The 11,569-nt window shown below is 53.7% G+C and carries 11 protein-coding genes; 5 read left to right on the forward strand and 6 right to left on the reverse strand.

Going from position 1 to position 11,569, the window contains the following annotated elements:
- Nucleotide 1 precedes the first annotated feature (1 nt).
- The 5 genes from tolA to K5621_RS12150 all read right to left on the reverse strand — a co-directional run bounded on the left by tolA (nucleotide 2) and on the right by K5621_RS12150 (nucleotide 4,782).
- Nucleotides 2–961, reverse strand: a complete 960-nt coding sequence (gene tolA, locus K5621_RS12130) for a cell envelope integrity protein TolA (protein WP_100145682.1) — start codon at nucleotides 959–961, stop codon at nucleotides 2–4.
- The gene (gene tolR / locus K5621_RS12135; RefSeq protein ID WP_071237975.1) at nucleotides 962–1,399 is read right to left on the reverse strand and encodes a protein TolR; all 438 of its coding nucleotides are present in this window, start codon (nucleotides 1,397–1,399) and stop codon (nucleotides 962–964) included.
- The gene (tolQ, locus tag K5621_RS12140) at nucleotides 1,396–2,085 is read right to left on the reverse strand and encodes a protein TolQ (RefSeq protein WP_100145680.1); all 690 of its coding nucleotides are present in this window, start codon (nucleotides 2,083–2,085) and stop codon (nucleotides 1,396–1,398) included. Before tolQ ends, tolR begins: the two co-directional genes overlap by 4 nt.
- Entirely contained in the window at nucleotides 2,075–2,476 is a 402-nt protein-coding gene (ybgC, locus tag K5621_RS12145) for a tol-pal system-associated acyl-CoA thioesterase (protein ID WP_071475837.1), read from the reverse strand. The genes tolQ and ybgC overlap by 11 nt, the downstream gene beginning before the upstream one ends.
- A 128-nt stretch (nucleotides 2,477–2,604) precedes the next feature.
- The gene (locus K5621_RS12150) at nucleotides 2,605–4,782 is read right to left on the reverse strand and encodes a prolyl oligopeptidase family serine peptidase (RefSeq protein ID WP_221049356.1); all 2,178 of its coding nucleotides are present in this window, start codon (nucleotides 4,780–4,782) and stop codon (nucleotides 2,605–2,607) included.
- A gap of 553 nt (nucleotides 4,783–5,335) precedes the next feature.
- Between K5621_RS12150 and K5621_RS12155 the strand changes: the two genes are divergently transcribed.
- On the forward strand, nucleotides 5,336–5,743 hold the full coding sequence (locus K5621_RS12155) for a hypothetical protein (RefSeq protein WP_100145678.1): 408 nt from the start codon (nucleotides 5,336–5,338) through the stop codon (nucleotides 5,741–5,743).
- 400 nt (nucleotides 5,744–6,143) lie between these two features.
- Here K5621_RS12155 and upp read toward each other — a convergent pair whose 3' ends face one another.
- The gene (gene upp / locus K5621_RS12160) at nucleotides 6,144–6,770 is read right to left on the reverse strand and encodes a uracil phosphoribosyltransferase (protein ID WP_221049357.1); all 627 of its coding nucleotides are present in this window, start codon (nucleotides 6,768–6,770) and stop codon (nucleotides 6,144–6,146) included.
- Between the two features lie 261 nt (nucleotides 6,771–7,031).
- Between upp and purM the strand changes: the two genes are divergently transcribed.
- The 4 genes from purM (at nucleotide 7,032) to K5621_RS12180 (ending at nucleotide 11,445) form a co-directional block, all read left to right on the forward strand.
- On the forward strand, nucleotides 7,032–8,069 hold the full coding sequence (gene purM / locus K5621_RS12165) for a phosphoribosylformylglycinamidine cyclo-ligase (RefSeq protein ID WP_208248871.1): 1,038 nt from the start codon (nucleotides 7,032–7,034) through the stop codon (nucleotides 8,067–8,069).
- Nucleotides 8,069–8,713, forward strand: coding sequence for a phosphoribosylglycinamide formyltransferase (purN, locus tag K5621_RS12170; RefSeq protein ID WP_221049358.1), 645 nt, complete (start codon nucleotides 8,069–8,071; stop codon nucleotides 8,711–8,713). Before purM ends, purN begins: the two co-directional genes overlap by 1 nt.
- Nucleotides 8,714–8,920: 207 nt before the next feature.
- Nucleotides 8,921–9,667, forward strand: coding sequence for an HAD-IIA family hydrolase (locus K5621_RS12175; protein WP_100145674.1), 747 nt, complete (start codon nucleotides 8,921–8,923; stop codon nucleotides 9,665–9,667).
- A gap of 131 nt (nucleotides 9,668–9,798) precedes the next feature.
- Nucleotides 9,799–11,445 carry a M28 family metallopeptidase gene (locus K5621_RS12180; protein WP_221049359.1) on the forward strand — a complete coding sequence of 549 codons (1,647 nt, stop codon included), beginning with the start codon at nucleotides 9,799–9,801 and terminating at the stop codon, nucleotides 11,443–11,445.
- Nucleotides 11,446–11,569: the final 124 nt, after the last annotated feature.

The raw sequence follows: 11,569 nt of genomic DNA on the forward strand, positions 1-11,569 counted from the left end.
CTTAGTTGAATTCCGGTCTAACTTCTAAATTAATCTCTTTCATCAGCTGATACACATCAGGCTCCTGGGAAACCGGCAAACGCCCGGCCTTGTTGATGGCAGCCTTGGCGGCGCGACATACCACAGGATCCCCTTCGATGATCTGGCTGTTGGTGACAAAGCCGTCTTTGGCCAGACGCACCTTGACCTTACAGACTCTGCCGCGCATGGACTCGTCCACTACCAGATTGCGCTGAATAGTGGCGGTGATCATCGCCCGGTAACGGTCGACTTCACTCATGACCTGACGATTGCGGGTAGCAGACAAAGCGGCTTGCTCGGCGGCCAGCGCCTCAGCCAACTCCTGCTCCTGACGGCGACGGGCCTCTTCCTCGGCCTTGCGTTTACGCTCGGCTTCCTCTTTGGCCTTACGCTCAGCCTCTTTGCGTTTGCGCTCCTCTTCCGCCTTCTTGGCGGCGGCTTCTTCAGCCTTGCGTTTCTGCTCGGCCTTCAAGGCAGCCTCTTCGGCTTCTTTACGCTGTTGCTCCTTGGCCTTACGCTCGGCTTCCGCCTTCTGGGCCTTTTCTTTCTCCTGCTGCTCTTTCAGCTTGGCAGCCTTGGCAGCTTCGGCGGCTTTCTGGGTCTCCAGTTCTTTTTGCTTGCGCTCGGCTTCCAGCTTGCGGATCCGTTCCTGCTCCTGCTCGCGGGCCTTTCTGGCCTCATTGGCCTGGCGGTCTAGCTCCTGCTGCCGCTCGCGCTCACGGCGCTCGGCGGCGGCCTTGTCCTGTTTCAGCTTCTGGACATAGTCGTCCACTTTCTGCTGATCGACCACCACGGCCTGCACAGGCGCAGATTGCGCCTGGGTGGGCTGCGGCTTAGGCTTGTCATGAAAGTCCACGCCCATGGCCAGAATCGCAATAACCCCTACATGCAGCACAGCTGAGATGATAAAGGGGACAGTAAAATCAGATTTCCCAGCCACTTACTTCTCCTCTGGCGAATCTGTCATCAAACCGACCGAAGGCACGCCGGCATGTTGCAGCGATACCATAAGTTGAATTACCCGCTCGTAGGGAATGGCGCGATCGCCCTTAACCACCACGGGGCGATCCGGCTCCATTTGGATGATGGCACTGACCCGGGTGCTGATCTCTTCCAGATCCAGCACTTCATTATTGGGTGAGCCACCCAAGTCGAGAAAATACTCACCCTCGGCATTAATAGAGGCCACCACAGGCGGCTTGCTGTCGGCGGGCAGCGGCTCGGCCTCGCCCTGAGGCAAGTCCACTTTCACCCCCTGAGTCACAATCGGCGCCGTCACCATAAAGATGATCAGCAGCACCAACATCACGTCGATATAGGGCACCACATTGATTTCAGCGACGGGGCGACGCCGCTTGCGCTGATATCCCTGCATCATACCGCTTCCTTATCGCTGTATGCCTGACGGTGCAATATGCCGGAGAACTCTTCCATAAAGTTGGCGTAGGAAGTCTCGACCTTTTCCACCTGAGTAGAGAATCTGTTGTAGGCGATAACCGCTGGAATCGCGGCGAACAGGCCCATGGCGGTAGCAATAAGCGCTTCGGCAATCCCCGGGGCCACCATGGCCAGTGTGGCATTTTCCACCGCGCCCAAGGCGATAAAGGAGTTCATGATCCCCCAAACTGTCCCAAACAGGCCGATATAGGGACTGGTGGAGCCTATGGTTGCCAAGAGTGGCAGATGGGTTTCCAGCTTATCCAGCTCTTTGGAGAGGGAGATCCGCATGGCGCGATAGCTGCCATCCATAATGGCCTCAGGCACCCGACCGTTCAGTTTCGACAGGCGGGCATATTCCTTAAACCCGGAAACAAACATGGCTTCCAGCCCTGAGTTACTGTCCTGGCGCGCCGACAGTTCCTGATACAAACGATTGAGATCCACACCGGACCAAAACTTCTGTTCGAAGCGTTCGGCATTATGCCTGGCCGCATTCAGGAGTTTGCGCCTCTGGATAATCACAGCCCAGGACGCGATAGACAGAGACAATAAGGTGAGCATCACCAGTTTTACCAACAGACTGGCCTGCATGAACAATCCAATAAACGAAATCTCAGCTTCCACCTTTTTTAAACTCCTGCAATATGTGTTGGGGAATGGCCAGTGGCCGCATGCGCTCGAGTGAAATACAGGCAACCAGAATGCTGGCCGCGCAATAACACTCACCCTCGGCATCTACCAGGCGCTGTTCAAACACCAAAGATGCCCGCTTCACTTCTGAGACACGGGTTTCCACCCAAAGGTTCTGCTCAAATCGCGCCGCCTTGCAGAAATCCAGCTCGGCGCGGCGTACCACAAAGGCGATATCCTGCTGCAACAGAGCGGTTTGGCTCACCGACATAGATCTGAGCCACTCACTTCGGGCTCTTTCAAAGAATTTCAAATAGTTGGAATGGTAAACCACCCCACCCGCGTCTGTGTCTTCATAATAGACAGTGATAGGCCAACGAAACATGCTTCCACTTGCTTTTAATGCGCCAAAAGTGAGGCCTACTATACCTTATCCACAATCCGCTTGTGAATGGCGGAAAAAGCAAAGGGGCCCGCAGGCCCCAGTTTATTTTTTTAAGGCTTAACTTAAGCTTAACCGTCGATTTTGCTAGGCAGAGTCAAGCCAAAGTTGTGCCACAGGAAGGTGAAGATATCCGCCGCTTCATCTATCTTCATCGCCGTGGGTTTACCTGCGCCGTGACCGGCATTGGACTCGATACGCATGATAACCGGCTGATCACCCTGCTGCTTGGCCTGCATCATGGCGGCAAACTTGAAGCTGTGCAGCGGCACCACCCTGTCGTCGTGATCGGCCGTCATCACCATGGTCGCAGGATAAGCCTGAGACTTGACATTGTGATATGGCGAGTAAGCCAGCAACGCCGGGAACTGCTCGGCATTGTCGGCACTGCCGTATTCACTGGTCCAGGCCCAGCCTATGGTGAACTTGTGGAATCTGAGCATATCCAGTACCCCAACGGCGGGCAGCACGGCGGCAAACAGATCCGGTCTTTGGGTCACGGCGGCGCCCATCAACAAACCACCATTACTGCGGCCATAGGCGCCAAGCTTGCTCTTGTTAGTATAGCCCTGGTCCAGCAGGTATTCGGCAGCGGCAAAATAGTCGTCAAACACATTTTGCTTCTTGTCGAACATACCTGCCTGGTGCCAGCTCTCACCATATTCGGCGCCGCCACGCAGGCTGGGCACAGCATAGATGCCGCCCATATCCAACCAGGCGATATTGGCCGGGCTGAACCTTGGGGTCATGGAGATGGCAAAACCACCGTAGGCGTACAGGAGTGTCGGGTTGGTGCCGTCTTTCTTCAGCCCTTTCTTGTAGGACAGCATCATCGGCACCTTGGTACCGTCCTTGCTGGTGTAGAACACCTGCTCGGATACATAATCATCCGGATTAAAGGCGATTTTAGGGCTCTGGTACAGCTCGGACTCACCTGTCTTGAAGTCAAACTTATAGGTGGTCTGCGGCTGCACATAGCTGTTGAAGGTGTAATAGAAGTAGTCTTTGCTGCGTTTGCCGTATGGGCCGGCAATCTTGCCTTTGCCCGGCAGAGTCACGTCCTGGCGCTTGACGCCGCCCATGGAGTAGATGGACAGCTGTCCCAGCACGTCATGCAGTGAGCTCACCACCAGGTGATCATTGATGATACCAACACTGGCGATAGGATCCTTTGTCTCAGGGATCACTGTCTGCCAGTCTTTTTTGGCCGGGCGGCGCAAATCTATCGCAATCACTTTGCCGTTGGGGGCATCGAGATCTGTCTTGAAGTAGAACACTGACTTGTCGTTGCCGATAAAGCTGTACTCGGCTTCCAACTCGGAAATCAGCTCGACCACTTCCGCTTTTGGATCTTTGAGTGACTTATAGAAGAAGCGGTTGCGGCTGTCGGTTCCCTGGGAGATGGACAGCAGCAGATAGTCACCGTCTTCAGAGACACCGATACCAAAGCCCCAGTCCTTGTTTTGCGGTCTTTCATAAACCAGCTTGTCCTGGCTCTGATCTGTGCCCAGCTTGTGGTAGTAAACCTTTTGGTTGAAGTTGACATCGGCCATCTTGTCTCCGCCGGCCGGGGCATCATAACGGGCATAGAATACGCCTTCGTTGGCGTGATCCCACACGGCAGAGGAGAACTTGATCCACTCCAGTTTGTCGCTGAGCAGCTTGCCGCTGGCAATATCCATAAACTGCCACTGTTGCCAGTCGGAGCCGGACTCGGATACGCCATAGGCCAGCACCTTGCCATCGTCACTCACTGACACTCCTGACAGGGCAACTGTGCCCTTGTCGGAGAAAGCGTTGGGATCCAGCAACACCTTCTCATTACCCTGCTTGTCTTTGACATAGAGCACTGACTGGGCCTGCAGGCCGTCGTTGCGGTAATAGAAGGTATTGTCACCCTTTTCAAAGGGTGCAGAGATTTTTTCGTAGTTCCACAGGGTGGTGATCCTGTCGACTACCGCCTGCTTGTTGGGGATTGCCGACAGATACTCCTGTCCAAAAACTTGTTGCGCCTTGACCCAGGCTTCGGTTTCCGGGGTGCTTTCTTCCAAGTGGCGATAAGGATCGGCAACCTGAACACCGTGAATGGTTTCAACCAGTACTTCGGCGCGAGTCGCCGGATACTGGGACTTAACGGCAGCCAGCGCATTCTGGCCCTTAGAATTATCAGCACTTTGGCAAGCGCCGAGCGCCAGGCTCAGACCAACCGCCAACAGCATAGGGCGAGCTAATTTTGTAGTTAGTATCATGGAAACTTCCTGTCCGACTAAATAAAGAGGCGTACAGCGGCGTTTTAGCAAAAAATGCAAACGCAGCGACTTGCAAAGTACTATACAAGCAAAAAAAACCGACACAATCGTCAAATGACAATCTGTGCAAGGATTGAACAATGACAAATGTTAATAAAACGGCAACAAGGATTAATTATATAAATTGCAGATTTATGCATCCACATTGAGTAAAGAAGCGAAACACGGGCTATAAGTGCATTTACGTGACCTACATCACCTTTGTGGCATTAGTTTTACTTATCTCATGACGTAGTTTTTCTCGCTTGTTGCTGACACATTCTGTCACTAAAATGTGCCTCGTTTTCAGGAAGTATTTACCCCGGTAAATATGAAAACCAAGAACTTCAAAACTGTTGTGTAGTTTTCATGGCAGTTTTCCCTGGTTCTTATGCTTGACTTCCTTCCTTCAATTTGTTGATTGCAATGATTTAATTTTTGCGGCCCGCTTGTTTCAAGTGGGCTTTTTTTTATGTTTTAATCGCCCCCTTTCCCAAAGACAACAAGGACCCGTATGTCACTGCTGCGTATATTGTTTGCTTACCTGTTACTGCTGGTCGGTGCTTTTTCAGCTTATATCTGTATTTTTGGTGCCTTCCAGAGCCTGCCGGAGCAACAACCGGCAAAATACTTTATGGTTATCTTCGGCGCCTTGCTGGCGGCTGTCAGCCTCACCCTCGCCGGTTTTCTCAACCGTCACCGTAACTGGCGCCGTTCCAGCGGTATCACCTTGTTGGCGGCAGCAGGTTTGGCGCTTCTGATCGTTGTGTCCGATGCATCATACCAAGACACGGCCCAGTTGCCGCCGATGATCGCCTTAAACGATTATGCGGTCGGTGGGCCCGTGGTTATTTTGGTGCTGCTGCTCGGCGGCTTGCTGCTGTGGCAAGGTATCAAGCAGCGACCCAAAGCTCACCTTTAAACCTTGTTCGCCCAAAGCTTGTGAAACTGAGATAGTTAACCTCGTTCGTCCTGATCTCTGTGCATAGGCACCTATACATTAAGCATCTATACATTAGATATCTGTGGATTCCATCAACCCTGAATCGGCACGCTTAAAAGCGGGACATCCTAGCAGAGGGGCGGGGCTAAAGCCCTGGCACATCCTCGCCAAAGATCGCCTTGAGGGGGCTAAAAGGCTTGATGGCAAAATGCGCCATTTATCTCAGAGATATTGGGAGGGTGTCTATCGTGAGAACTCATTTACTTGGGTTTACTGGGGGTTTGTTGGGAGATATAGCTGAGCCTAAGTACGCTCCGACATCAAGTCAAAAGGCGCCTTAAGGCGCCTTTTCTTGTCTGGTTTGCTCAGCGGCAAAAGCTTACTTGGTACCGAAAATCTTGTCACCGGCATCGCCCAAACCAGGCAGGATATAACCCTTATCGTTCAGGCACTGATCGACAGACGCTGTATAGAGTTCGATATCGGGATGTGCCTCTTCCAGCGCCTTAAGGCCCTCAGGAGCCGCAACCAACACCAACGCCTTGATATGCTTACAGCCACGCTTTTTCAGCAAGTCTATGGTGCAAATCATGGAGCCACCTGTGGCCAGCATGGGGTCAACTACCAATGCCAAACGCTCTTCCATATCGCTGGCGAGCTTCTCGAAATAAGGCACAGGCTCCAGAGTTTCTTCGTCACGATAAACACCGACGACAGAAATGCGGGCACTGGGAATGTTCTCCAGTACGCCGTCCATCATACCAAGACCAGCACGCAGGATAGGCACTACTGTCACTTTCTTGCCTTTGATCTGTTCCACTTCAACCGGACCATTCCAGCCCTCAATGGTCACAGTTTCGGTTTCCAAACCTGCGGTTGCCTCGTAGGTTAACAGGCTGCCAACCTCAGCGGCGAGCTCACGAAAACGTTTGGTGCTGATCTCAGCTTCACGCATCAAACCAATTTTGTGGCGTACCAGCGGGTGTTTAACCTCGACAACTTTCATTCTTTTTTCTCCTGATCTTGCGGGCGGGACGAGCAATCAGACTGGCAGCTCCAGGCGTGCAGAGCACAAACCAGCCGGATTTGGGCAAATTTGTGAGATTTTAGTTGATTTGTTCCAGCGGTAAAACAGAAAGTTTTATAAATCTGGTAAATCGTGACTTATATCCCTATGAATAAAGTGCAATCTTGGCTTTCGAGCCCCCCGGCAAACTGCTAGAATAGCGCCGCATAAAATCCATAACGATGTACCCGAGAGGATCAAGTGAGTACCCCTACCCCACTGAGCTATAAAGACGCCGGTGTCGATATCGATGCAGGCAACGCACTCGTCAATAACATCAAGTCCGTAGTCAAACGCACTCACCGTCCTGAAGTCATGGGCAACCTGGGTGGTTTTGGCGCCCTGTGTGAACTGCCAACCAAATACAAGCACCCTGTGCTGGTTTCCGGTACCGATGGTGTGGGCACCAAACTACGCCTGGCCATTGACTTCAAAAAGCATGACACTGTCGGTATCGACCTGGTGGCCATGTGTGTCAACGACCTGCTGGTTCAAGGCGCCGAGCCGCTGTTTTTCCTCGACTACTATGCTACCGGCAAGCTGGACGTCAATGTGGCGACCGACGTGGTCACAGGTATCGGCGAAGGTTGCTTCCAATCCGGTTGTGCCCTGATCGGTGGTGAAACCGCCGAAATGCCCGGCATGTACGAAGGCGCTGACTATGATCTGGCCGGTTTTTGTGTCGGTGTGGTAGAAAAAGAAGCCATCATCGACGGTAGCAAGGTACAGGCCGGTGATGCACTGATAGCCCTGGGCTCCAGTGGTCCTCACTCCAACGGTTACTCACTGATCCGTAAAGTCCTGGAAGTCAGCCAGGCCAACCCACAGCAAGATCTGGACGGCAAGCCGCTTATCGATCACCTGCTGGAACCAACCCGCATCTATGTCAAACCTTTGCTGGAACTGCTGGAAAAACACCCGGTTCACGCCATGGTACACATCACAGGCGGCGGTTTCTGGGAAAACATTCCAAGGGTACTGCCCGAAGGCGCCAAGGCCGTTATCCAGGGCGAGTCCTGGCAGTGGCCCAGCGTATTCAACTGGCTCAAGCAAGCCGGTAATATCACAGAACATGAAATGTACCGCACCTTTAACTGTGGTGTCGGTATGATAGTTGCCCTGCCTCAGGCCGAAGCCGCCGCCGCCATTGAGCTACTCAAGGCCAAAGGTGAAAACGCCTGGCAGATAGGCACTATCGCCAATCGTAATCAACAAGAAGAGCAAGTGGAGATCCTTTAATGCAGGAGAGTTGTCGCATATTGGTAATGATTTCGGGCAATGGCAGTAATTTGCAGGCTGTTATCGACAGCTGTGATAGCAAGATGCCAGGGCGCGTGGTCGGAGTGATCAGCAACAAGGCCGATGCCTATGGTCTGATCCGGGCCCATCATGCCGAAATAGACACCAGTTGCGTCATCGCCCGCAAAGAGGAGTCCCGCGCCCAATACGATGCCAGACTGCAGGCGGCTATCGACAGATATCAGCCCGATCTCATCGTATTGGCCGGCTTTATGCGTATTCTCAGTGATGAGCTGGTCAGCCGTTACCTGGGCAAGATGCTCAATATCCACCCGTCACTGCTGCCCAAGTATCCTGGATTGGATACCCACAAGCGCGCCATCGAAGCCGGTGACAGCGAGCATGGCGCCAGCGTCCATTTTGTTACCCAGGCTCTGGACAGTGGCCCGGTGATTTTGCAGGCCAAAGTCCCAGTGTTTGCCGATGACACAGTGGCAACTCTGGCGGCCAGAGTGCACGAGCAGGAACACGCCATCTACCCAATAGTGGTGCGCTGGTTCTGTCAGGGCCGGTTGAAAATGGTCGATGGTAAAGCTTGGCTCGACGATGAAGCCATCGGCCCCAACGGCTACGCCCCGGACTGATCTCTGAGTAAACTTAAAGCGAAAAGGAGCCATACGGCTCCTTTTTTTTATTACAACAATGGCTATTACAGCTATGGCGCAAGCTTACCTCTCCGCCTAATTTACCCGGATATGACGCTCCGTTACCGGCTTTTTTCAGCGGCCAATTGTAATTTTATGACCAATGGCGTTAGATAGAGGCAGTTATCAGGACAGAACGAGACGCGCATGAAGAGTATTATCTGCGACATAGACGGCGTGCTGATGCACGACAACAAATTAATCCCCGGCAGTGACAAGTTTATCGCCCGGGTGCTGGAACAGGGAAACCCCTTGGTCATCTTGACCAACTATCCGGTGCAGACGGGCAAAGATCTGCAAAACCGCCTCGGTGCCGCCGGGCTGCATATTCCCGAAGAGTGTTTCTATACCTCGGCCATGGCGACCGCCGACTTTCTCAGGCACCAAGAAGGCAGCAAGGCCTTTGTCATAGGTGAAGGCGCCCTCACCCACGAACTTTACAAGGCTGGCTTTACCATTACCGATATCAACCCCGACTTTGTTATCGTCGGCGAAACTCGCTCCTACAACTGGGACATGATCCATAAAGCCGCCCGTTTTGTTGCCGATGGCGCCCGTTTTATTGCCACCAACCCGGATACCCATGGCCCGGCTTATAGCCCCGCCTGTGGCGCTCTCTGCGCGCCTATAGAGAGAATAAGCGGTCGCAGGCCCTTCTACGTGGGTAAACCCAGCAGTTGGATCATCCGCTCGGCCCTGAACCACATAGATGGTCATTCCGAAAATACCGTGATTATCGGCGATAACATGCGCACCGATATTCTGGCCGGTTTTCAGGCCGGACTGGAAACCATACTGGTCACCAGTGGGGTCAGCAAGCTGGAAGACATAGAGAAAGAGCCCTTCCGTCCCAACCATGTGTTTGCCTGCGCCGCCGACATCGACGTGATCTGAAACCATTGGTAACATTCCTTTTACCGCCTCCGCTTGTGCCGGGGGCGTTTTTTCGTCCATGATAGCGCACAGGCAAAGGCAAAGCCGTTGCCACTTCATACCTGACAATAAAAGCAACAACAGGATCCGTTATGCGCTTGATGATCCCCCTGTGTACCCTGGCACTCTTGAGTGCCTGCAGCCAAACCAATACTGCCGACGACCCCATCCGCGTTGTCAGTTTCAATGAACAAGAGTTTCGCCAGGACATCCAAACCCTGGCTTCGGATGAGTTTGAAGGCCGGGCGCCGACAACCCGCGGCGAGCAGCTGACTCTGGACTATCTCAGCCAGGCCTTTGCCGATATGGGGCTTGAGCCCGGTGTCAATGGCAGCTTTTTACAAAAAGTGCCCATGGTGAGCTATACCGCCAGTGAAACCCAGGCAATACAGTTAGCCGGTATCGATTTTCAATATCCCCGGGATCTGGTGCTCGGCAGTCGCCATGATGTCAAACGCATCGATATCACCAACGCGCCGCTGGTGTTTGTCGGTTACGGTATCAACGCCCCCGAATACGACTGGAATGACTACCAAGGCCTGGACATGAAGGGCAAAATCGCCCTTATTCTGGTAAATGACCCCGGCTTTGCCCGTCCGGATCTCGGTAAATTCAACGGCAAGGCGATGACCTATTACGGTCGCTGGACCTACAAGTATGAAGAAGCCAGCCGTCAAGGCGCATTGGGCGCCATTATCATTCACGATACGGCTCCTGCCGCTTATCCCTGGTCTGTGGTGGAGAACAGCTGGACCGGCCCACAGCAGGATCTGGCCTCGGACTCCGGCAATGAGCGAGTGGCAGTGGAAGGCTGGATAACCCTGGACGCCGCCAAAAAGGTGTTTGCCAAGGCCGGGCTTGAACTGGACAGTGCCATCAGCCGCGCCGCCCTCGGCCCAACGCAACTGACGCTGGGGCAAACCGCCAGCATAGCTTTCGACAACAAGGCCGAGTATGGCGACAGCTACAATGTGGTTGCCACTCTGCCGGGCAGCAGCCGCGCCAATGAGCATATTCTGTTTACCGGCCACTGGGATCATCTGGGCATGAGCAGTTCGGCCGAAGGCGACAAGGTGTTCAATGGCGCCATGGACAACGCCTCCGGCATCGCCGGCATGCTGGCCATCGCCCGTGAGTTTGCCGCCGACGTCAAGGCTGGCAAGCGCCTGAAGCGCTCGCTGACTTTTATCGCCACCACAGGCGAAGAGCAAGGTCTGCTGGGATCACGTTTCTATGCCGCCCAGCCCGCCTATCCACTGGAAAACACCATAGGGGTGATTAATCTCGACAGCACCAATATCTATGGCCGCACCAAAGACTTTACCATAGTGGGCAAAGGCAAGTCTGAGCTGGAGCGTTATCTGGAAGCCGCGCTCAAGACCCAGGGCCGCTATGCCACAGCAGAGAAACACCCCGAGTCCGGCGGTTTCTTCCGCTCGGATCACTTCAGTTTTGCCCAGTATGGCGTACCTGCGGTATTTGCCGGTGGCGGCAGCGAACCTGTAGATCAGGCCACCGCTGACTACAAAGCGGCGATGAAACAACAGATGAAAGGCTGCTATCACAACCTCTGCGATGAGTATCATGCCAACTGGGATCTCTCCGGTGCACTGGAAGATCTCGCCGTGTACTACAAGGCCGCCGAACGCTTGGCGGATTCGGCCGACCGTCCGGGTTACTTCGAGGGCACAGAGTTTCACAGCCTGCGACCAGAAACCGGCGTTACTCCGGCGATTTAACCAGACGCATTTCCCCATCCCCCAAGGCGCCTTCGGCGCCTTTTTGTGTTGTTTTCCGGGCCGATAAATCGATCGCCGATAAAAACAGCGGCTTTGGGAAAGCGCCAATTTGCACGCGGTTACA

Origin of the sequence: Shewanella carassii (assembly GCF_019670705.1) — a bacterium.
Taxonomy (GTDB): domain Bacteria; phylum Pseudomonadota; class Gammaproteobacteria; order Enterobacterales; family Shewanellaceae; genus Shewanella; species Shewanella carassii.

Bases quoted from the DNA above. Each gene is read 5' to 3' on its own strand.
- K5621_RS12175 (WP_100145674.1), top strand. From the start codon at position 8,921: ATGAAGAGTATTATCTGCGACATAGACGGCGTGCTGATGCACGACAAC.
- K5621_RS12155 (WP_100145678.1), top strand. From the start codon at position 5,336: ATGTCACTGCTGCGTATATTGTTTGCTTACCTGTTACTGCTGGTCGGT.
- purN (WP_221049358.1), top strand. From the start codon at position 8,069: ATGCAGGAGAGTTGTCGCATATTGGTAATGATTTCGGGCAATGGCAGT.
- tolR (WP_071237975.1), bottom strand. From the start codon at position 1,399: ATGATGCAGGGATATCAGCGCAAGCGGCGTCGCCCCGTCGCTGAAATC.
- K5621_RS12150 (WP_221049356.1), bottom strand. From the start codon at position 4,782: ATGATACTAACTACAAAATTAGCTCGCCCTATGCTGTTGGCGGTTGGT.
- ybgC (WP_071475837.1), bottom strand. From the start codon at position 2,476: ATGTTTCGTTGGCCTATCACTGTCTATTATGAAGACACAGACGCGGGT.
- K5621_RS12180 (WP_221049359.1), top strand. From the start codon at position 9,799: ATGCGCTTGATGATCCCCCTGTGTACCCTGGCACTCTTGAGTGCCTGC.
- upp (WP_221049357.1), bottom strand. From the start codon at position 6,770: ATGAAAGTTGTCGAGGTTAAACACCCGCTGGTACGCCACAAAATTGGT.